This is a genomic window from Roseofilum acuticapitatum BLCC-M154 (assembly GCF_030068475.1).
Classification (GTDB): domain Bacteria; phylum Cyanobacteriota; class Cyanobacteriia; order Cyanobacteriales; family Desertifilaceae; genus Roseofilum; species Roseofilum acuticapitatum.
Map to the genome: position 1 here is coordinate 1 of NZ_JAQOSP010000077.1, position 25087 is coordinate 25087.

Annotated in this window: 22 protein-coding genes; 14 read left to right on the forward strand and 8 right to left on the reverse strand. The window is 45.3% G+C overall.

All coding sequences use genetic code 11. The features are described from left to right. The coding region (locus PMG71_RS11155) for a hypothetical protein (protein WP_283753758.1) at nucleotides 1-344 on the forward strand (344 nt) is incomplete at its 5' end. On the opposite strand, the gene rpiA is transcribed toward PMG71_RS11155, so the two are convergent. Continuing rightward, complete coding sequence (rpiA, locus tag PMG71_RS11160) at nucleotides 310-1017, reverse strand: ribose-5-phosphate isomerase RpiA (protein WP_283753759.1); 708 nt, start codon at nucleotides 1015-1017, stop codon at nucleotides 310-312. The genes PMG71_RS11155 and rpiA overlap by 35 nt on opposite strands. A gap of 248 nt (nucleotides 1018-1265) precedes the next feature. On the opposite strand from rpiA, the gene PMG71_RS11165 reads away from it, so the two are divergent. The 5 genes from PMG71_RS11165 to glgB all read left to right on the forward strand — a co-directional run bounded on the left by PMG71_RS11165 (nucleotide 1266) and on the right by glgB (nucleotide 8229). Continuing rightward, a complete protein-coding gene (locus PMG71_RS11165; RefSeq protein ID WP_283753760.1) occupies nucleotides 1266-2702 on the forward strand; it encodes a hybrid sensor histidine kinase/response regulator in 1437 nt (478 codons plus the stop codon). Nucleotides 2703-2707: 5 nt separating this feature from the next. Next, complete coding sequence (locus PMG71_RS11170; RefSeq protein WP_283753761.1) at nucleotides 2708-3136, forward strand: response regulator; 429 nt, start codon at nucleotides 2708-2710, stop codon at nucleotides 3134-3136. A 53-nt stretch (nucleotides 3137-3189) separates the two neighbouring features. Beyond that, nucleotides 3190-4989: a PAS domain S-box protein gene (locus PMG71_RS11175; RefSeq protein WP_283753762.1), complete on the forward strand. Its 1800-nt coding sequence runs from the start codon at nucleotides 3190-3192 to the stop codon at nucleotides 4987-4989. Between the two features lie 2 nt (nucleotides 4990-4991). Then, nucleotides 4992-5654, forward strand: coding sequence for a glutathione S-transferase family protein (locus PMG71_RS11180; RefSeq protein ID WP_347179253.1), 663 nt, complete (start codon nucleotides 4992-4994; stop codon nucleotides 5652-5654). 235 nt (nucleotides 5655-5889) lie between these two features. Then, on the forward strand, nucleotides 5890-8229 hold the full coding sequence (gene glgB, locus PMG71_RS11185; RefSeq protein WP_283753764.1) for a 1,4-alpha-glucan branching enzyme: 2340 nt from the start codon (nucleotides 5890-5892) through the stop codon (nucleotides 8227-8229). 104 nt (nucleotides 8230-8333) lie between these two features. Here the strand turns inward: glgB and PMG71_RS11190 are convergent, their stop codons facing one another. Further along, nucleotides 8334-9014, reverse strand: coding sequence for a Uma2 family endonuclease (locus PMG71_RS11190; RefSeq protein ID WP_283753765.1), 681 nt, complete (start codon nucleotides 9012-9014; stop codon nucleotides 8334-8336). Between the two features lie 429 nt (nucleotides 9015-9443). Between PMG71_RS11190 and PMG71_RS11195 the strand changes: the two genes are divergently transcribed. The 4 genes from PMG71_RS11195 (at nucleotide 9444) to PMG71_RS11210 (ending at nucleotide 15727) form a co-directional block, all read left to right on the forward strand. Next, nucleotides 9444-11273, forward strand: a complete 1830-nt coding sequence (locus PMG71_RS11195) for a hypothetical protein (RefSeq protein ID WP_283753766.1) — start codon at nucleotides 9444-9446, stop codon at nucleotides 11271-11273. 122 nt (nucleotides 11274-11395) lie between these two features. Continuing rightward, entirely contained in the window at nucleotides 11396-14917 is a 3522-nt protein-coding gene (locus PMG71_RS11200; RefSeq protein WP_283753767.1) for a hypothetical protein, read from the forward strand. Nucleotides 14918-14984: 67 nt separating this feature from the next. Then, nucleotides 14985-15404 (forward strand): element excision factor XisH family protein, encoded by a 420-nt coding sequence (locus tag PMG71_RS11205; RefSeq protein WP_283753768.1) that lies wholly within the window; start codon nucleotides 14985-14987, stop codon nucleotides 15402-15404. After that, nucleotides 15392-15727: a XisI protein gene (locus PMG71_RS11210; protein WP_283753769.1), complete on the forward strand. Its 336-nt coding sequence runs from the start codon at nucleotides 15392-15394 to the stop codon at nucleotides 15725-15727. The genes PMG71_RS11205 and PMG71_RS11210 overlap by 13 nt, the downstream gene beginning before the upstream one ends. A 102-nt stretch (nucleotides 15728-15829) precedes the next feature. On the opposite strand, the gene PMG71_RS11215 is transcribed toward PMG71_RS11210, so the two are convergent. Then, a complete protein-coding gene (locus PMG71_RS11215) occupies nucleotides 15830-16162 on the reverse strand; it encodes a ribbon-helix-helix domain-containing protein (RefSeq protein WP_283753770.1) in 333 nt (110 codons plus the stop codon). 397 nt (nucleotides 16163-16559) lie between these two features. Between PMG71_RS11215 and PMG71_RS11220 the strand changes: the two genes are divergently transcribed. Together PMG71_RS11220 and PMG71_RS11225 are read left to right on the forward strand one after the other, a co-directional pair. Further along, nucleotides 16560-17096: an HNH endonuclease gene (locus PMG71_RS11220; protein WP_283753771.1), complete on the forward strand. Its 537-nt coding sequence runs from the start codon at nucleotides 16560-16562 to the stop codon at nucleotides 17094-17096. 15 nt (nucleotides 17097-17111) lie between these two features. Then, nucleotides 17112-17498, forward strand: coding sequence for an alr0857 family protein (locus tag PMG71_RS11225; RefSeq protein ID WP_283753772.1), 387 nt, complete (start codon nucleotides 17112-17114; stop codon nucleotides 17496-17498). A 56-nt stretch (nucleotides 17499-17554) separates the two neighbouring features. Here the strand turns inward: PMG71_RS11225 and PMG71_RS11230 are convergent, their stop codons facing one another. The 5 genes from PMG71_RS11230 to PMG71_RS11250 form a co-directional block, all read right to left on the reverse strand. Further along, entirely contained in the window at nucleotides 17555-18208 is a 654-nt protein-coding gene (locus PMG71_RS11230) for a response regulator transcription factor (protein WP_283753773.1), read from the reverse strand. A 12-nt stretch (nucleotides 18209-18220) separates the two neighbouring features. Further along, the gene (locus PMG71_RS11235; RefSeq protein WP_283753774.1) at nucleotides 18221-19204 is read right to left on the reverse strand and encodes a M48 family metallopeptidase; all 984 of its coding nucleotides are present in this window, start codon (nucleotides 19202-19204) and stop codon (nucleotides 18221-18223) included. 97 nt (nucleotides 19205-19301) lie between these two features. After that, nucleotides 19302-20069 carry a Uma2 family endonuclease gene (locus PMG71_RS11240; RefSeq protein ID WP_283753775.1) on the reverse strand — a complete coding sequence of 256 codons (768 nt, stop codon included), beginning with the start codon at nucleotides 20067-20069 and terminating at the stop codon, nucleotides 19302-19304. An 87-nt stretch (nucleotides 20070-20156) separates the two neighbouring features. Next, nucleotides 20157-22121: an ATP-binding protein gene (locus tag PMG71_RS11245; protein WP_283753776.1), complete on the reverse strand. Its 1965-nt coding sequence runs from the start codon at nucleotides 22119-22121 to the stop codon at nucleotides 20157-20159. Between the two features lie 110 nt (nucleotides 22122-22231). Continuing rightward, nucleotides 22232-22576 carry a hypothetical protein gene (locus tag PMG71_RS11250; protein ID WP_283753777.1) on the reverse strand — a complete coding sequence of 115 codons (345 nt, stop codon included), beginning with the start codon at nucleotides 22574-22576 and terminating at the stop codon, nucleotides 22232-22234. A 262-nt stretch (nucleotides 22577-22838) separates the two neighbouring features. Between PMG71_RS11250 and msrB the strand changes: the two genes are divergently transcribed. Together msrB and PMG71_RS11260 are read left to right on the forward strand one after the other, a co-directional pair. Next, a complete protein-coding gene (msrB, locus tag PMG71_RS11255) occupies nucleotides 22839-23249 on the forward strand; it encodes a peptide-methionine (R)-S-oxide reductase MsrB (protein ID WP_283753778.1) in 411 nt (136 codons plus the stop codon). 270 nt (nucleotides 23250-23519) lie between these two features. Then, nucleotides 23520-24746, forward strand: a complete 1227-nt coding sequence (locus PMG71_RS11260; protein ID WP_283753779.1) for a transposase — start codon at nucleotides 23520-23522, stop codon at nucleotides 24744-24746. Nucleotides 24747-25087 lie beyond the last annotated feature (341 nt).

The following is a 25087-nucleotide window of genomic DNA, read 5'->3' on the forward strand; positions in this document are numbered from 1 at the left end:
GAGTGGGAGCGTCTCGCTCCCTGGATTTCGAGAAGAGTGGGAGCGTCTCGCTCCCTGGATTTCGAGAAGAGTGGGAGCGTCTCGCTCCCTGGATTTCGAGAAGAGTGGGAGCGTCTCGCTCCCTAGATTTCGAGAAGAGTGGGAGCGTCTCGCTCCCTGGATTTCGAGAAGAGTGGGAGCGTCTCGCTCCCTGGATTTCAAGAGGAGTGGGAGCGTCTCGCTCCCTAGATTTCGAGAGGAGTGGGAGCGTCTCGCTCCCTGGATTTTGTCAACCGGACTGGATACTATCCATTACCCGCGTACAGCGCTCTAAAATTCCCGTACAGAAGGTTGACCGTCCTTGACCTCTCCGACCAAGATCAGATCGGCTACGCCAACAAAAAGCCCATTTTCGAGGACTCCAGGAATATTGTTAATGGTTTTTTCCAGTTCAGCCGGGTTATCAATGGAGTCGAACTTAACGTCAATAACCATATTGCCTTGGTCGGTGATCACCGGCCCTGCTTTTTTGACTCCCATCCGTAGTTGGGGTTTACCGCCCAGTTTTTCTAAGGCTTTCATGGTGGTAGTCATGGCCATGGGCATGACTTCAACGGGCAGGAGAAAGGTAGAGCCAAGGCGATCGACGAGTTTACCGGAGTCTACCACCACAATGAACCGATCGGCCAAGGTATCGACAATTTTCTCACGGGTATGGGCAGCACCACCGCCTTTAATCAAGTTTTTGTTAGGATCGACTTCATCAGCACCATCAATGGCCAGATCCATGCGATCGATCACATCTAGGGTGGTTAAGGGTATACCATATTGTCTAGCTAGAACTTCGGCTTGAAAGGAGGTGGGAATACCAAGAATATTTTCAATTTCACCCGATTTTAGGCGATCGCCGATATATTCGATAGCATAGGCGGTGGTCGATCCCGTTCCTAAGCCAAGAATCATCCCCGATTTGACCTTGGATGCTGCGGCTTTACCCACCTCTTGTTTCATCAATTTTACTGGATCGGTTGTGGTCATAAGTTTAAGTGTGCTTCCGAATTCAATATTTTTACGACTACCTCTGGCTCTACAATGGGTTCAAGCCTAGGTATTGTTTAGTCTACTATCTGGGGGTTACCCTGTGAGCATCAGATGATCGAGAGATGGATAATGGGGAGGCGATCGTTAAGATCCAGGGCTAGACCCATCTGGCGATCGACTACTCTAGCCAACTTTTTCCCTAAACCTTCTTTTTAATTTTATTCTACCCTTAATTCTCAACTCTCATGAATTCCCAGCCATCTTCACCTAATAAACCCGATATTTTAGTTGTTGATGATACTCCAGAAAATCTTAGACTTCTGGTAAAAATTCTACGGGAGAAATCCTATAAAGTTCGCCCCGTGCCTAGTGGCAACTTAGCCCTCTCTGCCATTGAAGCCAGCCCCCCAGATTTAATTTTACTCGATATCATGATGCCCGGTATAAGTGGATATGAAGTGTGTGAAACCCTGAAAAAAAATCCCCATACTCAATCCATACCCATAATTTTCATAACCGCCATGAATGAAGTCTTAGATAAAGTCAAAGGCTTTCATCTAGGAGCCGTAGACTATATTACTAAACCCTTTGAAATTGAAGAGGTTTTAGTACGAGTCAATACTCACCTAGAAAATTGCTTTTTACAAAAAAAACTGGAAGAAAAAAATCAAGAATTAGAATTTACCTTAGAGCAACTAAAATCAACCCAGTCTCAGTTAATTCAGTCCGAAAAAATGGCAGCTTTAGGACAATTAATCGCTGGGGTTGCCCATGAAATCAATACTCCTCTAGGGGCTATTCGTGCCTCCGTTGATAATCTCACAGAATTCCTCCATCAGACTCTAGACAATCTACCTGGATTTTTTCAAGATATTAGTTCAGATCAAAAATATTTTTTCTATCAACTGAGTAATCAAATTGACCAATCCAATGAACATCTCTCTAGTCGAGAAAAACGGAAATATAGAAGGCAACTTATAGGTAAACTTCAAGACCAAAACATTTCCGAAGCAGAAGCAATTGCAGACACTTTAGTTGATATTGGTATTTATAATAATATAGCCAACTTGATGACTCAATTGGCGAATCCAGAAAATGACAAAATTCTTAATATGGTATATCAAATCTCTAGTATTCAGAAAAGCGTGAAAACCATTTCTACTGCCACAGACCAAGCCGCGAAAGTCGTCTTTGCTCTCAAGTGTTATGCCAGACATGACTTACAGAATAGCAAAGAACTAACCGAAATTATCCCTGGACTAGAAACCGTTCTTACATTGTATCAAAATAAACTAAAAAAAGGGATTGACGTGATTAGAAACTATCAAGATATACCTCCAATATGGTGTTATCCTGATGAACTCAATCAAGTCTGGACAAACCTAATTCATAATGCCTTACAAGCCATGAATTACCAAGGAACTTTAATTATTGAGGTTGGCCCTAACAACGATCATATCCAAGTTAAAATCAGGGATACAGGGCCGGGAATCTTGCCGGAAATTAAACCCCGTATATTTGATGCTTTTTTTACAACAAAGTCTCCTGGAGAAGGAAGTGGACTAGGATTAGATATAGTCAAAAAAATAATTGATAAACATCAAGGTAAAATAGAAGTCAATTCTGTTCCTGGCAAAACTGAATTTATTGTTTCCTTACCCTTATCCAATACCAGAGGTTAACTGCTATGTCTAAACCCATGATTTTATGTGTAGACGATGAAAGCGTAGTTCTCAATAGTCTAAAAATACAACTCAAGAATGCTTTCTTAGACAACTATCTTTATGAATTGGCAGAAAGTGCCGATGAAGCCTGGGAAATTATTGAAGATATCAAAGACAGTGAAAATCAGTTAATTGTGATCGTATCCGATTGGTTAATGCCTGGTGTAAAAGGAGATGAATTTCTAATCAATGTTCATCAAAAATTCCCAAAAGTCATTAAAGTTATGTTGACGGGACAAGCCGATTATTTGGCAATTGAAAGAGCCAGAAAATATGCAAATCTTTATCAATATATCTCTAAACCTTGGACTCAAGATGAATTAATAGAAACTATTAAATCTGGACTTCAGCAAGTAAAAATGTACGATCTAGATCGAGCTGAAAAAGCTTAGGGTGTTTAGCATAATATCAACTTAAATTTTAATTTTTATGAAAATACTTCGTTATGAATAAACCGGTAATCTTATGTGTCGATGATGAGCATTTTATTTTAGATAGCCTCAAGAGGATGCTGAGGCGAGAATTCGGTAAAAGTTATCAAGTAGAATTAGCAGAAAGTGGACATTCTGCTCTAGGTATTATTGATAATTGCTTGACTGAAAATAATGAAGTTGTACTTGTTATTTCTGATTATATGATGCCTAGGATGAAAGGTGATGAGTTGTTGAAAAAAATTCATGATATTTGTCCTAAAACTGTTAAAATAATGCTCACCGGGCAAGCCGATATTGAAGGCATTCGTAATGTTGTGAATTATGCTAACTTATATCGATATTTAACTAAGCCTTGGCAAATTGAAGATTTAAGACTAACCATTCGAGAAGCTCTTAATAGTTATGCCCAAGAGCAGATGTTAGTTGAAACCAATATTCAACTGCAAAAAGTCAATGATGATTTGGAGAAACTCAATCAAGAGCAGGCCCATTTAATTGACTCTTTAAAGCAAGCAGAAGATAAATATCGAAGGATTTTTGAAAGTGCCTTAGAAGGAATTTTTCAATCGACTCCTGATGGTAAGTACATTAGTGCCAATCCTGCTTTAGCGAGAATCTATGGTTATGATTCTCCCGAAGACCTGATGAATAGTGTAATCAATATAGAAGAGCAACTGTATGTCGATCAAGAACGGCGAAAAGAATTTCTGGAATTGATGAATACAAATTATGAAGTAGCTGGATTTGAGTCTCAGGTTTATCGGAAAGATGGTACAGTGATTTGGGTTTCTGAGAATGCCCGCAGTGTTCATGATGAACAAGGTAATCTTCTATTTTATCAAGGGTTTATTGAGGATATTACAGAACGGAAGTCGGCTGAAGCAGAGCGACAACAGTTTATCGAAGATATGTTTGAGGTAAATACCAATCTAGAAATTGCCTTAAGCGATTTAGAAAATGCCTTAAATTTAGAAAAAGAACTCAAAAATGCTTATGGTAGATTTGTTCCTCAAGAATTTATTCAGCTTTTACATAAGGACAGTATATTAGATGTTGATATAGGCAATCATGTCCAGCAAGAAATGTCAATTTTATTTTCTGATATTCGTGACTTCACTAGCTTATCAGAAGCCATGAGTCCGGAAGATAATTTTAAGTTTATTAATGCCTATTTATCTCGCATGGAACTGCCGATTGTAGAGAACCATGGTTTTATTGACAAATATATTGGAGATGCCATTATGGCCATATTTGATGGCAGTGCAGATGATGCTCTACAAGCAGCAATTACTATGCTCAATGAACTGCATAGTTATAATGAAACACGCGGTCGTCCAGGACGGCCCAAACTCAAAATTGGCATTGGTATTAATACGGGTTTGATGATGATTGGAACCGTAGGGGGGAAAAACCGTATGGATAGTACAGTCATTAGTGATGCGGTCAATCTTGCCTCTCGGTTAGAGGGTTTGACTAAAAATTATAAAGTTCCTTTATTAATTTCTGAACATACTTTTTTGCGTCTACAACATAACTATGACTATCAGATCCGAATCATTGATAAAGTGAGAGTAAAAGGCAAATCAGAACGGGTTTCAGTCTTTGAAGTCTTTAATGCCGATCCTGAACCGATGAGAGTGGCTAAACTGCAAACCAAAACTTTGTTTGAACAAGGGTTAGCGGCTTACTACTTACAACAATTTTATCAAGCGGCTGAGTATTTTGAAGAATGTTTACGAAACTGTCCGGAGGATAAGGTGGCAGAAATTTATTTTAACCAAGTGATTGAATATCTTTATGGGAGGGAATGACCATGCGTCTGCTGCAATTTAGTACCTCTCATTACTGTCGTAAAGCTCGCCTAATGCTGGGCTATAAAAAGATAGGCTATGAGGTGGAGAACTTAACGCCTGGAGTTCATATTCTGCGAGTGAAACCCCTAACTGGGGGGCAAACTTTGCCTGTACTGCTCTCGGAGGATGGAGCGATTGGAGATTCGACCCAAATTTGGCACTATTTGGAAAAAGAGTATCCTGAGCCGAGTCTGATTTTAGGCGATCGCCACCAACAGCAGCAAGCCCAACTCCTGGAAGACTGGCTCGACGAAAGTCTAGGCGTTGCCACCCGCTTCATCTACTATCACTATCGCTCCACAGAAGGCAAAGCCATTGACCCCTCCTGGTTTAGCCAAGCCGTGATTCAAATCGTCAAAACCCAATACAACATCAATCCCCGGGCCGTCACCCTCGCCAGCCAACGGCTAGAAGTCGGACTCCAAATCTTAGGCAACTCCTGGCAAACTCAACCCTATCTCATCGGAGAACAAATCAGTATAGCCGATATCACTGCTGCGGCTCTGTTGAGTCCCCTAGCCCTCATTCCCCACTACAGAACCCAATATCCCTGGTTATTTGAAAGAATAATCGAAATTCATCAACTCTGTGGGGAAACCCTACCTCCAGGATTAGGGCAATAGGGGGAATGGGAGCATCAAAGCACTACCCATGACTCCAATATTGCCTATTGCCTTGACCTCCTTTAAAGGTAATGTGATACAGTCCCCAGGGTCATGCTCCATACAAAATCCCCAAATTCTTCCCTATTGGTATAGGATTTATGGTCAAATATAAACAAAATGTAATCATCCTGACCCAGTTGGGGACACCCACCAAACCGAATCAAATTTCTTAAACTTAAGGAAGGATAATTAAATGTCAATGACCATTGCCACCGACCAAATCGATCGCATTGTATGGAACCAACATCATGACCCCTTTGAAGTTCTTGGCCCCCACCAAATAGAAAATAACGGTAAATCTACCTGGGTCGTGCGAGCCTATCAACCCAACGCCGAATCGGTCTCGGTAGTCCTGCCGGAAAAACGCCAAGAATACCCCATGCAGTCGGTACACAACCCCCACTTCTTCGAGTGCAGCATTGACATCCCCGAACTAAGTAACTACCAACTGCGCGTCAAAGAAGGCGAACACGAGCGCATCATCTATGACCCCTACGCCTTCCGGTCACCCAAACTCACCGAATTTGATATTCATCTATTTGCTGAAGGGAACCATCACCGCATCTACGAAAAACTCGGCGCTCACCTAATGACCGTTGATGGCGTAAAAGGGGTTTACTTTGCCGTCTGGGCCCCCAATGCTCGCAACGTCTCCGTCCTGGGAACCTTCAACAACTGGGATGGCCGTCAGCACCAAATGCGCCGCACCGGTAATGGAGTCTGGGAACTCTTCATCCCTGACCTAGGGGTAAACACTCTCTACAAGTACGAAATCAAAAACCCTCACGGACATATCTACGAAAAATCAGACCCCTATGGGTTCCAACAAGAAGTCCGGCCCAAAACCAGCTCCATCGTCACTGACCTAGATGACTACACCTGGAATGATGGGGACTGGATGGAAGAAAGACGCAATACCGACCCCTTAACCAAACCCATCTCGGTATATGAACTCCATTTAGGGTCATGGCTCCATGCGTCCTCAGAAGAACCCGCTAAACTGCCTAATGGCGAAACTGAACCGGTGGTCATTACCTCCGAACTCAACCCTGGTGGTCGTTTCCTGACTTATCGCGAACTGGCTCATAAACTGGTTCCCTACATTAAAGAACTCGGTTTTACCCATATTGAACTGCTCCCTATTGCCGAACATCCCTTTGATGGTAGTTGGGGTTACCAAGTCACGGGGTATTATGCAGCGACTTCCCGGTTTGGAACGCCCCAAGATTTGATGTATTTTATCGATCAATGTCACCAAAATGGCATTGGGGTTTTAGTAGACTGGGTTCCCGGACACTTCCCTAAAGATGGTCATGGTTTGGCGTTCTTTGATGGAACCCATCTTTATGAACATGCCGACCCTCGGAAAGGGGAACATAAGGAATGGGGAACCTTAGTGTTTAACTATGGCCGCAATGAAGTCCGTAACTTTTTAGTGGCGAATGCTCTATTCTGGTACGATAAATTCCACATTGATGGAATGCGGGTGGATGCGGTTGCTTCCATGCTCTATCTGAATTATCTGCGGAAAGATGGGGAATGGGTGGCTAACCAATATGGAGGTCATGAACATATTGAAGCGGCTGATTTTCTGCGCCAAGTGAACCATTGTTTGTTTAGTTATTTCCCTGGAACGATTTCGGTGGCGGAAGAATCGACTTCTTGGCCGATGGTTTCTTGGCCCACCTACGTTGGTGGTTTGGGCTTCAATTTGAAGTGGAACATGGGCTGGATGCACGATATGTTGGACTATTTCAGCCTTGACCCTTGGTTCCGCCAATTCCATCAAAATAATGTGACCTTCAGCATTATGTATCACTATAGTGAGAATTTTATGCTGGCGCTCTCCCATGATGAGGTGGTGCATTGTAAGAGTAGCATTATTGGTAAGATGCCCGGGCCGACGAACGATCCAACCCATTGGCAAAAGTTTGCTAGTGTGCGTGCCTTGTTTAGTTATATGTATGCTCATCCGGGTAAGAAGACTTTGTTTATGGGGATGGAGTTTGGTCAGTGGAATGAGTGGAATGTGTGGAGTGATTTAGATTGGTATTTGTTGCAGTATGAGTCGCATCAAAAACTGAAGAAGTTTATGTGCAATATTAATGCTCTGTATCGGAGCGAACCGGCGCTCTATACTCAGGATTTTAATCAAGAAGGGTTTAGTTGGATTGATTGTAATGACAATAATCATAGTGTGGTTTCTTTTCTCCGTCGGGATAAGGAAACGGATGACTTTTTGGTAATTGTGTGTAACTTTACGCCCCAACCCCATTCTCACTATCGGATTGGGGTTCCTGAACCGGGATTCTATACGGAGTTGTTTAATAGCGATTCCTATGAATACGGGGGTAGCAATATGGGGAATTTGGGGGGTAAATGGACGGATGAGTGGTGGTTCCACAATTATCCCCATTCGATTGAGTTGTGTTTGCCTCCGTTAGGGGTGTTGTATTTGAAGCTGGATCGCCAGAAAACTCAGGCTGCGTTTAATGTGGATGCGGTTGAGGTGGATGAGGCTGAAGCCGTGTAAATGCTAATGTTTTCTCTAATTAATAGGTAAAATTTTACCTAGTTAAAGGCTCGGTTACCCTGATTTAGGGAACCGAGTTTTTTCTGGGAGTTGCTGTTGGGCAACTACAATAGAGTATCGGGATCGATATTTAATTGTCGGAGTTTCTCCCGTAGCTGTTGTAACTCAGATTCGGCGCGATCGCATCTTTCCTCTGGAGTCAGATAGCGCTGTCCCTCTTCATCATACCAATACAGCCATTCTCTCTCTATCCCTTGATACGTCCCTCGCTCTCTACCTATACCTAAATTGAGTTCCGGTAACCACACGGGTTCCCCCGATAATAATTGATATGCACCTCCCTTAAGTTGATGCACTTCTAATCTGGGTTGTTGTGTCCGCAGGGGATTATAGATGACATAGTAGGGAACCCCCAGTTGTTCGTACTGTTGTTTTTTCTGGCTATATTCTCCTCTTCTCGTTTGCGAAACTACTTCTAACACTAGGGTGGGAACTTGTTGCTCGTGCCAGAGAACATAGGATAAGCGCAAACCTTCACCCATAATTCTAGGGACACCCATACTCAAAAAACCATCGGGGACAATGGCAGGTTGGTTGGGATCAGTGTAAATTCCCATATCCACGCCAAAAAACCAATCCATGCGCTCCGCCCAAATGGAAGCCAGCATCGCTTTGAGGAGAGTGGGAATTAGATCTTGCAGTTCGTTATCCACGGGTGTCTCATCTGAGTCAGGTAAATCTTGTGCTGAGGGGTAGTAATCTCTGGGGTGGTATTCGAGTTGCATAGGTTGAGGAGGAGTTTTTCTTTACTTTATCACAGGGCTTCTGGGAGATGTACAGCCGGAAAGACTACACCAAATGCTACCATATGACACAAAACGCTACTTTTTGCTACTTTTAAAACAAAAGTTTAAGGTATTTTGCTGATTTTTTTATATTTTTTTAACAAATACATAACCGAGCTTTGGTAAAATCATGGCTAAGTTTCCGGGGACTGAGGACTGATAACAGTCTATCGATAGCAATTTCCATCAATCCTAAACCCGTCGCCCTGATCCCCTAGCCCCTTCTCCTTCGGGAGAAGGGGGAAAAGTCCCTCTCCCGTGGGAGAGGGATTTAGGGAGAGGGACTTTCCAGTTAGTATCTTATGTAAAAATCACTAAAAATGAATGGATTGTTTGCAAAATTAGTCAACTTTTTTTGAGGAAAAAACAATGCGTCACCTGCGTTGGTTGATTTTAGGAATCGTCAGTTTTTTGGGCTTAATTTTAGTCCACGGCAGTTGGATTAATCGCCTTCTTGCCGTTGTTTTGTGCGGTCTTTTGGGAGCTGATTCTGGCTTGTGTCTCGCCACAGCAGCGAAGGTTTCCGGTAGAAGTGTTGCCGCGACTTCTGAGGTAGTGAGTCAACCGGTAGATCGAGATTTATGGGAGGGGTTGTCGAATCAAATCGCTCAAGCAACTCCGCCGACTGGTTATACAAGTTGGACGCTAGAATTTCCTGAATATCGAGTGCCTAATTCTGGGGGTCGGTGTTCAATTCAGGGAGATCAGGAAGTTAATTTAATTCGATCGGGGAATCAACTCAGTGGTGTTATTCGTCCATCAGCAAGTCAAGACCCGACAGCTTCAATCACCGGTACGATTAGAAGCAGAGGAGAGCGGGTTGAACTGACGATTTATCCCTTAACAGAAGAAGGATTTATACAGGAATTTGAAGGCACGGTGAACAGAAATAATCCTGAAGAATATTCCGGAACTGTGACTCCTATGGGCAGGTGTACGGGGAGTCGAGAAGGAGATTTTACTCTAACTTTAGATGAAGTTATTCCAGAGAATGATATTACCAAGAAAAACTTAGAATTTGCCTTCTCTAAGGTCAATGTGATTTCTTCCCAACTGGTGGAACTGTATCTGGAAAGTCTTGGAGGAGAAGGCTGTCAGTTTATTACGACCATTCGCAAAGATGGAGATCGGGTATATCAGGAGTCAATGCGCTTTGTTTCTGCCAGTCGAGAGGCTTGCGGCTTGCCTTCTTTTGACGTTCAGTATGACCCTGATGGTAATGGGATAACCATTAATAGTACATCTATCAATACTGGTAATCCTGAACGGACGACCTTTAATAACTTAGGTGGAGAGGTACTAGGAAATTATATAGGAGATTATCAGAACTCCTCGAAGCGGTTTCCTGGGCCTACTCCCGTATTACCACCTGATCCTTCTCCGCGACCACCTACCAGTTACAATCAATTTGCTTTGGCTAAAGTTTGTGAGTTTGGTCAAGGGCTGTGTAACCTCCTTGGAGGGCTGGCTAATGCAACTAGCGCTTGGAGTGGTATTGTTACTTTATTAGAAGGTATACCATTTCTGGCTGGTGCGGTTACGGGAGCGGGCTTTGTTGCATCATCCCAAATAATGTTAGGTGCGTTTTCTGTAGGTTTTATAGTCAATACAACTTGCTGGTTAATGTTTGGTGAGCCAGATTCTTTACCCAACATACCCTTTGCCGAAGAAATTTTCCAATTCTTTGATATCGTAAATGACGGTTTGGTTGATTATGCATACGAATTTGCTGTTTCAGACACAAGAGAGCAATTGCGTATTCAACTTCGGGAGGCCTTGGGATTAGATGTTTGTGATGAACCTCTTTCTGCTGAGTTCTTGAACGTAACATTGAGTTCATCAGAAATTCCCTACGGTTCTTCAGCGATATTGACAGTTGAGTATGCTTTTCCGAATAAGGATGTTCGTTGGCTTGATATCTCAGGCACTGGATTTAAGGCTATCTTTACTACTGGCCCTGATTTTAATATTGAGGTTTCCCGAAGCAGGAGCAAACGTGGTAGATTTCGGTTCAGGATTACTAACACTGGTTATAGAACTGATGATGGTCAATGTAGGACTAATCGGAATGCCCTTATCAATGCTAGGGTTTCCGGCCCAAATCGTTCATTTATTGCTTCTAAACAAGTAGAACCTCTTTATACAGGTAGTTCAAATAGTCCAAGTCGCCCCTGCTCTGCGACAATAAAAAAACTTTAGCTTGGGGAGATCGGGAGAAGATAATACTGAAGAATTAGCCATTTTATTATCAAAACACAACCAATAATAAAATGGCTAGATGTGATTTAATTTACCCTTAACTATCCAAGGAGAAAAAACTTATGCCTGTTAACCCCGTTGGTGCTGAATTTCTGGTGAATACCACAACCACCAACTTCCAAGACGCACCCGAAGTTGCACTGGATGCAAATGGTAACGCAGTTGTCACTTGGACAAGTTTTGGTCAAGATGGCAGCCAATCCGGAGTGTATGGCCAGCGTTATGATAATGCAGGCTCTCCTCAAGGTGGAGAATTCCGAGTCAACACGACAACCGACGACTTCCAATTTTCGCCCTCAATTGCTTTCGCTCCCAATGGCAACTTTGTCATTACTTGGACAAGTTTTGGTCAAGATGGCAGTGAAAATGGAGTCTATGCCCAACGCTATGGTAGTGATGGCTCCCCGCAAGGTGGAGAATTTCAAGTCAATACGACAACTGAGAGCTTCCAGGAATCATCTTCCGTTGCTCTAGATGTCAATGGCAACTTTGTCATTGCTTGGTCTAGTTTCGATCAAGATGGAGACCTGAATGGCATTTTTGCCCAACGCTATGACAGCAATGGCACTCCCCAAGGCTCGGAATTCCAAGTCAACACCTTTACCACTGATTTCCAGAGTTTCCCCTCCGTAGGCATGGATAACAGTGGTAATTTTATTGTCGCGTGGCAGAGCAAGGGCCAAGATGACAGTGGTGAAGGCATTTATGCCCAACGCTATGACAATACCGGTAATCCAGTTGGCAGCGAGTTTAGAGTCAATACCTTGACTACCGGCGATCAGCGTAACCCCTCCGTCTCCATGAATGCCAGTGGGCAATTTGTGATTACTTGGGAAAGTATGAATCAAGACGGCAGCCTAGAAGGGGTTTTTGCCCAACGCTATGGCAGTGATGGTAATCCCATGGGCGCAGAATTTCAGGTGAATACCACCATCATTGCCGAACAGCTTGCTCCAGAAGTGAGCATGGACAATGATGGTAGCTTTATCATCACTTGGGAGAGCGGTCTTCAAGATGGTAGCGGGCGAGGGGTTTATGCTCAACGCTATGATGCTCAAGGGCAACCCGATGGTGAAGAATTCCAGGTTAATACCTTTGTCGATCGCGATCAACGCAATCCCGATATTGCCCTAGGAGGGAATGGACAAGTCGCCATTGTTTGGGAAAGTGAAGAACAAGACGGCGATGGCACAGGTATTTACGCCCAACGCTACCTCACCAGCACCACACCAACCCCAACTCCAACCCCCACACCCACACCGGGAACGCCACCCGATTTGGTCTGGGCTAGGAGTATTGGCAACAGCCTAATCGATGAAGGTGCTTTACTCTCTACAGATAGTGCGGGTAATATTTTTTCTGTTGGTAATTTCCAGCAAAATATCGACATTAATGGCGATGGAACCCTGGATCTGATCGATCGCGATCGAAACCGGGATCTCTACATTACGAAATTTACCAGTGACGGGTCGATAGTTTGGGGAACTGAGCTGAATGTAGATGGCCCACAATTTACCCATTTTGTGAGCGGTATAGCTACAGATAGTGCTGGCGATCTCTTAGTCGCGGGTTCTTTTGGTGGTTTTGCATCCATCGACGTGGATGGAAATGGTGTACCTGACCTCACAAATACTTCTGGAACCTTTAGCTCTTACATTACTAAATTCAATGGAAATGGTACTTTGGCGTGGGCTAAACCCATACCTAATCTTGCCACAACGAGTGACAACAATAGTAGTTCTGACGTTGCGACAGACAACTCCAATAATATATTTGTCTCCGGCGGTTTCTCCGGAAGCATTGATATTAATGGAGATGGAAATGCAAATCTCACCAGCAATGGAGGCTCCGATGTCTACATTGCTCGGCTCGATAGTAATGGAAGCTTGGCATGGGCAAATAATATTGGAGGCAGCGGTGATGAATTAGGCGGTGGTATTACGACAGATAGTGCTGGTAATGTGATCGCTACTGGAAGGTTTCAAAATGCGATCGATATTGATGGCGATGGCGCGATCGACTTGACCAGTGCTGGAAATAATGATGCTTACATTACTAAATTTAACAGCAATGGTTCTCTGGCTTGGTCTACCAGTATCGGGAGTAATGATGACGAACGGGGTTTGGCGATCGCAACCGACAATGCTGGAAATGTCTTTACGACTGGTATCTTTGCGGGCAATATTGATATTGATCGTGATGGCATTCCCGATCTAATCGGTAGCAACTTTGGCGATGCTTACCTAGCGAAATTTAATAGTGATGGCACATTTGCCTGGGCGCAAAGTTTAGGCGCTTCCAATGGACAGCGCGTTGAACTTACTACTGACAGTAAGGGTGATGTATTTGTCAGCGGCCAGTTTGAAGGAACGCGAGATCTGAATGGAGATGGAGTTGTTGACTTAATCAGTGCTGGAGCTGGAGATGCCTACATCGCTCAGTTCAACAGCAATGGTTCCCTGGATTGGGCGACTAATGTGGGCAGCAGTAGCGATGATGTCGGCGTTCAGCTTGCCACAGATCCTGGCGATAATCTGATTGCCACTGGAACGTTTAGAGAGAACATCGATATTAATAATGATGGCATTGTAGACTTACTCAGTGCTGGAGATGGAGATGGTTATATTATTAAACTCAGTAGCGGCTCAGGTATCCCAACCCCAACCCCAACTCCCACACCGACTCCAACCCCGACCCCAACCCCAACTCCCACACCGACTCCAACCCCGACCCCAACTCCACCTCCAGTACCAACTCCAACCCCGACCCCAACTCCACCTCCAGTTCCTACGCCATCACCGACTCCCACACCTCCGATCGCACCAACTCCATCACCAACTCCTCCTTCCGATCCTTCTGCCCCACCATCGCCTTCTCCAGCACCCTCCCCACAACCGGGAGATCCAATGTTATCTCCCCCTATCGGGACTCCAGGAAGTGACGTTTTAACGGGAAGTGCGAATAATGATAATATGCAAGGCTTAGGCGGTAATGACCAACTGCATGGTCTGGGAGGCGATGATGTCATTAATGGCAATACCGGTAATGACTTCGTGAGTGGGAATACCGGAACTGACAATGTGTTTGGCGGTCAGGGCAATGATACCGCTCATGGGGGCCAAGGGAATGATTTTGTCAGTGGCGATCGCGGTGACGATGCCGTTCGAGGCGATCGCGGTGATGATATCGTGAGCGGTGGCGACGGTAATGATGTAGTTCATGGAGGACAAGGGAATGATTTCCTCAGTGGTGGACTTGGAAACGATTTCCTCGTCGGTGATTTTGGTACTGATATTCTCAATGGTGGAGCAGGTGCGGATGCCTTTGTCTTGCGTGTGAACACCAGCAATACCAACATCAATAATGCCGATATCATTCAAGATTTCCAGGTTGGCATCGATCAAATTGTCCTTACTGGTAATCTCAGCTTTTTCAACCTGTCCATTTTCTCCACTAGCAATAACAGTACCGTGATTAGTGTCAATGGCAGCAATCAAGTCTTGGGAATTGTCAATAATACCAGTTCATCCGTCTTTACTGCTTCCTCATTTATCAGTGTGTCCTCGTTTAATGGCTTGTCCTAGTCAGGTTTTGAGTCAATCTATATCCGATATGGTATAACTTTCATAGTCTGCCAAAACTCTCCCTTACATGCCTGCAAAGGATCTCTATCACGATCTCGTCGTCCAACTTCTCATTGATGAGGGTTGGACAATTACGGACGATCCCCTCTATTTATCTTATGGAGGTCGGGATTTATTTGTGGATCTGGGAGCAGAACGAAGTGCGATCGCCGCGCAAAAGGGAAATCTTAAGATAGCTGTGGAAATTAAAAGTTTCCTCAAGTCTTCTCCAGTCACCGATCTGGGCGATGCGCTAGGACAATATGGAATATATCAAAGCATCCTGGCAGAGCTGCAACCGGAACGGATGCTCTATCTTGCAGTTCCCAAACGAACCTATGAAACAATTTTGACGGAAAAGTTAGGTCAGCTTATTGTAAGAAATTGGGATATCAAACTGATCGTTTTTGATGAAGTGGCAAGGAGATCGATCCAATGGATACCTTAGAACACTATCGCGAACTGGTGCGTAATCTGATCCTCAAATATGGGCAATACAAACCCTCTAATGGGGAGATCGAGCCGGAGGTTATCCTGGATTTAGAGCGCGATCGCTATGAATTAATGCATGTAGGTTGGGATAACCAACGGCGCGTCCATGGTTCCGTGATTCATATTGATATTATTGACGGCAAAATCTGGATTCAACACGACGGAACCAATATTTCTGTAGCCGAAGAGTTGGTAGAGCTAGGCGTTCCCGCAGAGGATATTATTTTAGGCTTCCATCCTCCCTATGTGCGTCAATACACAGATTTTGGCGTGGCTTGAAGAAAGAAAGGATCAATCCGATGACAGCACCCCGCGATCGCAATCCATCTGGGCAGGACGATCGCAGGGTGCATTTGGCTTATTGTTTCATTCAGGATGGGGCTATGGTAGGGCGTGGGGACTGAGGGGCACAAATTCCCCATGGTGAGTGAGACCGAGTAACATGGGTTGATTGGGGTAAATGGGTTTGCCGGTAATGGCACAGCGTTCTTCTTGATGGGCGATCGCCTCTACAGTGGAGCGAATGTCTTCCGGATCGTACTGACACTGATAGTCATCCGATCGCTGTTGCACATAACTCCAGAGAATATCTCGCACCATAGCCTGATAACCCTGATTGCCAGCCAGCTTCTTAAGCTGTTGTTTCAGTTCTTTTTCCAAGCGAATGCTGGTCACTTCCATGTCGGTTGTGGACGTTCTTGGGAGGGTGTACATGATTTTTTTTCCTCAATGGGTGGACAACTCTGTAATATCAGTGTAGTATTTAAAAGTCAATCCTTACATCTTGCAGCCAAAAATTCCTGTGATTCCTGATTTTTCCCCATCAACCCACCTATGCCCTAGCCGCGATCGACACGGCTTGAGTGGCTTAGGTCTCTATGGAGAGACAGGGGATTGGGGTCAGAAAATGGGAGCGATCGGGATGTCTTGCGGTTTGAGAAATTATTCTGAACCCTTAAATCCCATAATTGCGGATGTGCTAGAGGCAAACATCCGAACTGATCAGCGAAGCCAAAGGTACAAATTTCAGAGTGTACCTGGGTAAAACTCAAAGCATTCTCCTGTTGTGTTTACCCCCGCTTCGTTCCTAAGCCGAAGCGGGGGTGATTTTATGAGGAACTTAGTCGTGACCAGTGCAACCCATGTTTTAAGTCAATCGGTGGTAGTATTCTCTAAAAACTACCTGCCTGTCAGCCGAATTAATCTCAAACGGGCGATCGCCCTTTTGGTGACCGGAAAAGCGGAACCCCTGGATTTGGTCAAAGGACAACAATGGATGGTTCGCTCTCCTAATTTAGTGCTGATGGTTCCTGAACATATCCGATTGACTTTTGCGGGAACAGAGGGCATTTGGAAAACGCCTCCCGTTAACCGTAAAGAACTGTTGCGGCGAGATAAACATATGTGCCAATACTGTGGCCATAAGAAGAATTTGACCATCGATCATGTGATCCCTCGGTCAAAAGGAGGTCAACACACTTGGGATAATGTGGCGATCGCTTGTGGATCTTGTAATTCTCGAAAAGGCGATCGCACCCCAGAACAATCCGGCCTCAAACTGCGAACTCAACCCAGAGCGCCGATCCACCCGGCCGTGGCGTTTGCGGAACAGTTCTGGCGAGAACACCAAAGAGACCTGGATGCGTAAGGAGGCAAAGTCAGCATGTTGAAGTTAACCTATTTAGACAACGATTTTTATCTAGAGCGCTTTGCCACCTCCCTAGAAGATTGGGTAACGGCTCGCTTAACCTTTCTGTTGCGCGTCGGTGAGCCAATTTCCTTGGAAAAAACCACAGCCTCTTTTCTACTGCCTGCGGATTTACCGGAAATGCGCTTATTAGAGAGCCAGGTACGCCAGAAGGTGGATGACCGGATTACCCTAGATCGGGTAGATGGCGATGATATGGAAGTGAGCCTGCAAGGTACTTGGTTAACCTCCAATCCCCAAGCCGAAGAAGGGATTTTCTTGGTTGAATTAGGCGATCGCACCGAGTTCTTCCTCTTCCATCTCTGGATGGCTTCTCAGACGCAAGCAGCGATGAAAAACTAACCGTAAAAGTCCCCTGGTGCGATCGCCGGGGGACTTTTCCCCTGCTTACCCCTTCATCAATCAATCAACCGGTGCTGCATCGCATAATGAACCAGTTCCGCCCGATTATTCGTTAACGTTTTACGCAATAAACTACTCACATATTTTTCAATCGTGCGCGGACTCAGATGTAAATGCTTACCAATTTGACCATTCGACAAACCACTGGTCAGCAAATGCAACACATCCCATTCTCGCTCCGTCAGCTCCAACTCAGAAGAAGCCCCCTTACTCTTCACAGATTCCGAAGCCTCAGAAATCACCGGCGTAGGCGCTTTAGACGTTGCCTGCATCATTAACGAATAGCGCTCAATCAAATTCCGCACCACTGCCCCTAACTCCTGAAGTTCAAAAGGTTTAGGTAAATAAACATCACAGCCCAACTGATACCCCCGAATCCGGTCTTCCATAGCCGTGCGAGCCGTTAAGAAAATTACAGGCAAAAGCCGATATTCCGGTTTTTTACGGATTTGGCGCACCAACTCATAGCCATCCATCAAAGGCATCGCAATATCCGTAACCATCAGATAGGGATGATATTCTTCAACCTGTTGTAGAGCTTCCTGCCCATGTTCAGCTAAGATGACCGTATAACCCCCCTGTTCCAAATAATCTTGAATCGCCAGGCGGGTTCCCAAATCATCTTCGACCACCAGAATCACCAATGACATGGTACTAGGAGATTAGTTCTTCGGCTTTTGAGTTTTGAGTCGTTCAATTTCTTGCTGTAGTTCTTCCAGTTGATGGCGCAATTCCTCCGCTTCAGATGGTCTAGACTTCGGGTCTTCTGATGAATCAACATTTACAGATCCTTCTGCGGTTTGTCGAGCATAATTCCCCTGACGAATTTGGGCATATTCTGGAGAATTATACCAAGATTGCAGATACTGGAGCCGGTCAACAGGGAAGGGATGACTCAACAACATTCCCTGACCTCCATTGTACAGAAGAAACTTATAAACCTGATTCAGATTATCTTGATCCAAATCTTGATAAGTTTGAGATTGGCGCAGAAATTCTTGCAGGTTGACTTCATGGCCATATTTACTCGATCCCCCGGCCATATTCATCATCGTATTCATCACCAGAGGCAAATTATCCGTCACCAGCAGAGCGGCTCGATCTGCGGAAAGTTCAGCCTTGCGTCGCCACTCATAAAAGGCATAGATCAGACCACTACTGACCACATTCCCTAAGCCAAACGTCATTTCACCGATCGCCGCCGCCGTATTCATCGCCCAGATCGCCATCTGAATTAAAATAGTGTGGCCGCACTTAATATGACCGAGTTCATGGGCCAAAACCGTTTTAATCTCCGCTTCAGTCATCAAATCTAATAAGCCCGTATTCAGCACAATAAATGGCTTATCCTGGCCCAAAGCATAACTATTGACCTGGGGATTTTGGGAGACAAATAGAGCCGGTTCTGGAGAAACATCGAGATCGCGAACCGATTCTCGAAACAGTTGGTAAATCGTCGAATATTGGCGCGGCCCCACTTCAATACTGTTACCCATCAGATAAATATACTGGGGCCGTTCGTAAATAAATTCTACAAATTTGCGAGCGACTAAATCAAATCCGGGGAAGCTGCGTAAAGTTTGTTCGGCTTCCCAGTCTAGGGGATGACGGAAGGCTTCGCTAGAAATTCCGGTATAGGTAGGCATAGGGGTTGATGATGATATAGAGCTAGTCTACGGGCTAGAAACTTAATAATGGATACCTCCTACACTAGCATCCATAGAAGGGATATCGTCTGTTGAATTAACTCAAGCTATCTGGATCGATTCCCAGTTGCGCCAGACGCTCTCGTAACTGTTGAATCGTCTGCTCTTTCTCCTCGACTGTTGCTTCGGCGCTCTCGGCTCTCTGTTGTTGGCGTTCCTTTTCCTGACGTTCGAGTTCCTTTTCCTGACGTTGGCGATCGCGCTCTTGCACGACATCCGCATAAGTTCCGAATGCTTCCCCACTCGGTGCGAACACCTGCAACTCTTGCGATTGGGTGCTAAAACTCACCTCCAATAAAGGACTTCTCCAACCCTCCATTTGAGCAATTTCGGTTAATCTCCCCCCACTTCTCAACCATCCTTGCAGTCGATTCCGTTTCGGATTATAGACATAATATTCTTGCACACCATAATAGTCGTAAAACCGAAACTTATCCTCCATTTCTCCTGTACTATTACTCGGCGAAAGAATCTCAAACACCACTTGAGGCACAATATTTCCTTCTTCCCATTGCTTGTAGGAACCTCTATCTTTTTTCTCGACTCCCAAAACCACCATGATATCTGGGGCTTGGCAGAAGGGTAAATTTTCTTCTTGTATCGTTAACGTTCCCGCTTCTCTGGGATACCACAACAGATCCCCAGCCACAAACACATCTTCTCGCTCTTGAAACAGAGCCGACAATCCGCCAACAATAGTGGTAATCAAACGAAATTGAACTGTATTATCCGCCATCGGCTTGCCATCACTGTCTGGGTAGAGTCGAGCGGAAACTTGCGATTGAGGGAGCAATTCTCGTACCATGGTTTTCTACCTGAATATCGATCAGTTCGCACTCCTGTTTTGAGGATACCATCACTGATGGGATGGATGGCTTTCCTGAAGTTGCTGTTAACTGGTTTTAAACCAGCCTCTGGTTTCTGAACTGGTGAGCAGTGCGCCTAATTTAATATATTCTGTTTGCGTGGCGCTGAAAATATGTTCCATGCGTACTGGTTCCCCTGCATCAGCAGCGAGGACTGCGGCATTGAGGGCAATGCTGCGAATGTTGCCTCCGGTAACATTAAGTTGGGCGAGGCGTTCGTAGCTTAAGCCATCGGTGGGGGTTTGTTCGGGAAAGACACGCCGCCAAATTTTGGCTCGTGCTTCTTTGTTGGGAAAGGGGAAGTTGAGGACGAAGGGAATGCGGCGTAAAAAGGCTTGGTCGATGGAGTCTTTGAGGTTGGTGGTGAGGATGGCGAGTCCTTGATAGGCTTCCATCCGTTGCAGGAGATAACTGACTTCGATGTTGGCGTAGCGATCGCGGCTATCCTTAACTTCAGTACGTTTGCCAAACAATGCATCCGCCTCATCGAAGAGTAAAATGGTTCCGCCCACCTCCGCCGCGTCAAAAATTCGCTGTAAATTCTTTTCCGTTTCCCCAATATATTTACTCGTAACTGCACTGAGATCGATCCGAAAAATATCCAATTTTAACTCATGGCCCAACACCTCTGCCGCCATGGTTTTCCCCGTGCCACTCCCCCCGGCAAATAGGGCGCTCAAGCCCAATCCTCGGCTATTTTTAGCTCGAAAGCCCCATTCTTCCTGTACCTTCACCCGTTGGCGTAAATGGGCTGCCATTTCTTGTAACATTGATTGCAAGCCCTCCGGCAACACCAGATCCTCCCAAGTGGCTTTGGGGTGAATAAATTGGGCTAATTCTTCTAATCGGGGTCGAGCTTGCAGCCGACAGATATTCCATAGGGTTTGACTCAGATGCTCTGGTTCGGTTTTTGCGGCGTGTAAGACCTGTTGGGTGGCGGCTTGAATGGTATTCACATTGACATAAAATTGACCGGCTAGGCGCTCTAATTGACCGTTTAATTGGGGAGCGAGATCCCCTAGATGGTGTTGCCAGAGTTGTTTGCGTTCCTCATAGCTGAGGGGAGCAATGGGATAGGTGATTAGGGTTCGTCTTTGGCTGGAATAGCGGTCTTCTGAGCCGATAATTAAAGGGGTTGTAATGGATTCTATCCAATGTTTTAGGGCATGATGGCGGCTGGGTTCGGCAGAGAGGTTATAAGCATCGATGAAGAGAATGCGCTCACCTAACAGGCTCTCTCTTTCCCAGAGTAATTGTAACTGGTGCAACTCGGCCCTCTCTTGGGGTAAACTCTGGGCCGATAGCACTTGTAAGTCTAACTCGGCTTCTGTGGCGATCGCCCCAGCAATTTGATAAACCGTTTGCACATCTGAACTACACAGTTGCAACACCGGTAATTCTGAAAGGGTGTCTTGAGTGAGCCAAAATTCCAAGATTTCTGCAACCATTACTTGATGGGACGCTGCTAAAATCAAGGGTTCTGGGTTCTCTATGGGTCTAACGATTCCTTGCAAGGCTGGATCGATGGGGTGTTCTCCCAAGAGATAGCAGAGAATGCGATGATTGAGTTTGAGGGAGGCTTCTGTGAGGATAAGGTGGGATTCTGGGCGGATCAGTTGCCAACGGAGCAAGGGGCGATCGGGTGAAATGACACTGACATCAGATTCCGGTAAAACTCCCAAGGCTAACATCAAACTGGGAACATTGAGATTCGGGTTACCGCGAAGTTTTCCACAGAGTTGGGCTATTCTAGGATTGAGTTCGCACCCTGCACAGAGTAAAAGTATATCGAGTTCAAAGTTGGACAGATGGAACTTATTTTGTAGCGCTTCAATACTCGAATTCAGGGGCCAATCGATCGGTTCTAAGAACAGGATCTGTTGCTGTTCTTGAAAATATTCTAGAAGGGTGAGGATGCGTTCAAGTGCTACCCTTAAAACTTCTCGGTTCTGCTGATACCAGGTTAAGTTGTCAGGTAACACAGAGGTCATAGGGGAATGGGGGAATGGGGAGGATACAGGGCTTTGTGCTAGACAACAGCCAATTCCTAATTATAAATCATCGTCAGGTCGTGACACAGCTAAAATAAATAGATTTAATATTAGATTGCGCCATAGTCATACCCTTCTTCATAGCCTTTCACATAGCCTTCTGCCCATCCTTGGATCAGGGGACGGGGGTTGGTATTCATCAGCATTTGATAATTGTTTTGGTTGGGTTGATTGGCTTTTCTGGCGACTAAACCGGCTTCAAATCCTTCATTGAAGCCTTCATTAAACCCGGCATAGTATTCGGCGGTTTTGGGTGTGGTATCAATGGTTTCGAGTTGAGTGCGGATGACTTCTGGAGAAAATTGAGTTTCTGAGGTAACGGTTTGAGCTTTGAGGGGAAGAGAGACCGTTAGACTGAAAATTAGGGTGGTGATGGATAAAAGTTGGCGTTGCATAGTCCTGATGTTCCGATGAGGTTGATACTTGTACAATCGCCGAATTCCGTATTCAGCAGGGAGCAAATCGTGCCACTTATAACGCAGGTTCAAGGGAATTGGGGATCGAGGGTTCTGTAAACCGGGTTTGGGGCGATCGCCACCAGGACAGTTGCTGAAGTGGTTCCCAGGCTATAGTCTGAGAGTGGGTAATCCTCACCTAGTGCGATCGCCAAAAAATGATTAGGATCGAGGGCGGTATCTTAATCTTGTAGAATTTCTTATGGTGAAGCCAGTGGAAAAAATCTCGAAATCTGAAGCCGAATGGAAAGCGCAACTCACCCCAGAGCAATTTAAAGTCACGCGCAAACACGGGACAGAACCCGCATTTACCGGTGCTTACCACGACAACAAAAAAGCGGGAACCTATCAATGTATTTGTTGCGGGACAGAACTCTTTACCTCAGAAGCCAAATATGACTCCGGCACAGGTTGGCCCAGTTTTTGGGCCCCCAGTCAAGAAGAATACATTGCCACCAAAGATGATTGGAGCTTCTTCATGAAGCGCACAGAAGTTCTCTGTGCCGTTTGTGATGCCCATCTGGGTCATGTCTTTCCTGATGGCCCCGCACCGACTGGGTTACGCTATTGTATGAATTCGGCTGCCTTGAACTTTATTCCCCAGGAAGACTGAGGATAAAATACCCTTTAACCCCTTCATTGCCACAAACAAGTAGGGTGGGCAGTGCCCACCCAGCCCTGTCAAGGTGGCAATAAGTTGGCAAGGAAAAGGCGATCGGTACAAGATGGAGTTATGGTGTCCCCAAGGCTCGAGCAATGAAAGACAGTTCCATGATAGAACGCTTTACAGAAGAAAGCCCTACAAGCCTAATGGTTCAAGGATTGATGGAGTATATCTTCCGGCCAGAAAACCTCGATCCCCTGTTTGAAGATTATTCAAAGAGTGCAATACACCCGAAATTTACTCTTTTCGCAAGTGGTAAACTTGATGAGCTTGGTCGTCTGTGGCATTCAACCCTCGGTAAATGCTGCCTATCGTCGCCAACAGAAGGAATTGAGTATTAGTCGAACCGCGCTCTATAACAAGCTCAATGGTATTGAAACTCAAGTGAGTGAAGCATTACTACGTGCTAATAGCCTCCAATTATCTGCTTGTATCGACCAGATGGGGGGAGCCTTACCGGAGTGGGTATCAGGTTATCGAGTCCGAATTCTGGACGGCAACTGTTTAGCTACCACCGACCATAGATTGAAAGCTTTACGCTCCTATGCAGCCAAACCCTTGCCCGGCAAGAGTTTAGTCGTAATTGACCCCGCACGACAACTGGTGCGTGATGTCTTTCTTTGTGCCGACGGTCATGCTCAGGAGCGCTCTTTATTTGAAGCGGTACTCAAAAGAGTCGAACCCCGAGAGTTATGGCTCGCTGACCGCAACATGGGGACAAAGCACTTTCTCTTTGGCTTGGCAGAGGCGGGCGCGGCTTTTGTGATTCGGCAACATCGCACTCCATCATGGTTGGGGTTAAACGAACTGAAGTTCCAAGGTATGAGTGAGACGGGGCCAGTTTTTGAGCAACTCATTCGTATGGACTATCAAGGTCAAACCCAGGACTGGCGACGAGTGGTACTTCGCTTGAAAAAAACCACTCGTGATGGAGACCAGGAAATCGCCATTGTGACTAATTTACCCTCAATAGATGCTGATGCTATGGACATCGCACATCTTTATCGTCAGCGATGGTCAATTGAAACTCTATTTCAAGTGGTCACAGAAAACTTTGAGGGAGAAATTCAGACTTTGGGTTATCCACCTGCGGCTTTGTTCTCTTTTGTCATGGCTTTGGTTGCTTATAATATTTTGGCTACAGTCAAAGCCGCAGTGCGAGTCACCCATGGAGCGGGGGCAGTGGAGGAAACCTTTTCTTGGTATTACCTGGTTGAAGAAGTCCAATCGACCCATCGAGGGATGATGATTGCCATCGACCCTCAATATTGGCAATCTTGGCAATCAATTTCTCTCGATAGCTTGGCTTGTCAGCTTTTAGAACTAGCAGGGCGAATCAATCTGAAGCGTTTTCTCAAGCAGGCGAGGGGGCCCAAGAAAAAGAAACCTCCCTTGATTGTCGATCGCCGACATCGACACTTGTCTACTCAAAGGCTACTTCACTGACACCCTTTGCCACCTTGACAGGGCTGGCAGTGCCCACCTTACACATTAAACTATTAAACTGGCTAAACAGATTCAACTTTATCACCCATCCCCAATCCTATCCCCCAAGAACCGTAGGGGCGGGTTATACCCAAAACTCGAACACTCACCCATCAACTCCCAAAACCCGCCCCCACCCGTGTTTAGAAACCCGGTTTCTCCAACAATACCTTCGCCAATTTTAGAGGGAAGCGGTAGAACCCGGAGCCTTGTGAACGCGACCTAGGGAGTAAATGCGTGCAAAGATGTCAGGTAATAAAACTGGATCTGGTTTTTCCCGAAGCAGTTTAATGATTTCTCGT

Coding starts and splice junctions, on each gene's coding strand:
- glgB (WP_283753764.1), top strand. CDS start 5,890: ATGTCAATGACCATTGCCACCGACCAAATCGATCGCATTGTATGGAAC.
- PMG71_RS11165 (WP_283753760.1), top strand. CDS start 1,266: ATGAATTCCCAGCCATCTTCACCTAATAAACCCGATATTTTAGTTGTT.
- PMG71_RS11180 (WP_347179253.1), top strand. CDS start 4,992: ATGCGTCTGCTGCAATTTAGTACCTCTCATTACTGTCGTAAAGCTCGC.
- PMG71_RS11190 (WP_283753765.1), bottom strand. CDS start 9,014: ATGCAACTCGAATACCACCCCAGAGATTACTACCCCTCAGCACAAGAT.
- PMG71_RS11175 (WP_283753762.1), top strand. CDS start 3,190: ATGAATAAACCGGTAATCTTATGTGTCGATGATGAGCATTTTATTTTA.
- PMG71_RS11225 (WP_283753772.1), top strand. CDS start 17,112: ATGTTGAAGTTAACCTATTTAGACAACGATTTTTATCTAGAGCGCTTT.
- PMG71_RS11215 (WP_283753770.1), bottom strand. CDS start 16,162: ATGTACACCCTCCCAAGAACGTCCACAACCGACATGGAAGTGACCAGC.
- PMG71_RS11210 (WP_283753769.1), top strand. CDS start 15,392: ATGGATACCTTAGAACACTATCGCGAACTGGTGCGTAATCTGATCCTC.
- PMG71_RS11240 (WP_283753775.1), bottom strand. CDS start 20,069: ATGGTACGAGAATTGCTCCCTCAATCGCAAGTTTCCGCTCGACTCTAC.
- PMG71_RS11250 (WP_283753777.1), bottom strand. CDS start 22,576: ATGCAACGCCAACTTTTATCCATCACCACCCTAATTTTCAGTCTAACG.
- PMG71_RS11220 (WP_283753771.1), top strand. CDS start 16,560: ATGAGGAACTTAGTCGTGACCAGTGCAACCCATGTTTTAAGTCAATCG.
- PMG71_RS11230 (WP_283753773.1), bottom strand. CDS start 18,208: ATGTCATTGGTGATTCTGGTGGTCGAAGATGATTTGGGAACCCGCCTG.
- msrB (WP_283753778.1), top strand. CDS start 22,839: ATGGTGAAGCCAGTGGAAAAAATCTCGAAATCTGAAGCCGAATGGAAA.
- rpiA (WP_283753759.1), bottom strand. CDS start 1,017: ATGACCACAACCGATCCAGTAAAATTGATGAAACAAGAGGTGGGTAAA.
- PMG71_RS11235 (WP_283753774.1), bottom strand. CDS start 19,204: ATGCCTACCTATACCGGAATTTCTAGCGAAGCCTTCCGTCATCCCCTA.
- PMG71_RS11195 (WP_283753766.1), top strand. CDS start 9,444: ATGCGTCACCTGCGTTGGTTGATTTTAGGAATCGTCAGTTTTTTGGGC.
- PMG71_RS11205 (WP_283753768.1), top strand. CDS start 14,985: ATGCCTGCAAAGGATCTCTATCACGATCTCGTCGTCCAACTTCTCATT.
- PMG71_RS11170 (WP_283753761.1), top strand. CDS start 2,708: ATGTCTAAACCCATGATTTTATGTGTAGACGATGAAAGCGTAGTTCTC.
- PMG71_RS11200 (WP_283753767.1), top strand. CDS start 11,396: ATGCCTGTTAACCCCGTTGGTGCTGAATTTCTGGTGAATACCACAACC.
- PMG71_RS11245 (WP_283753776.1), bottom strand. CDS start 22,121: ATGACCTCTGTGTTACCTGACAACTTAACCTGGTATCAGCAGAACCGA.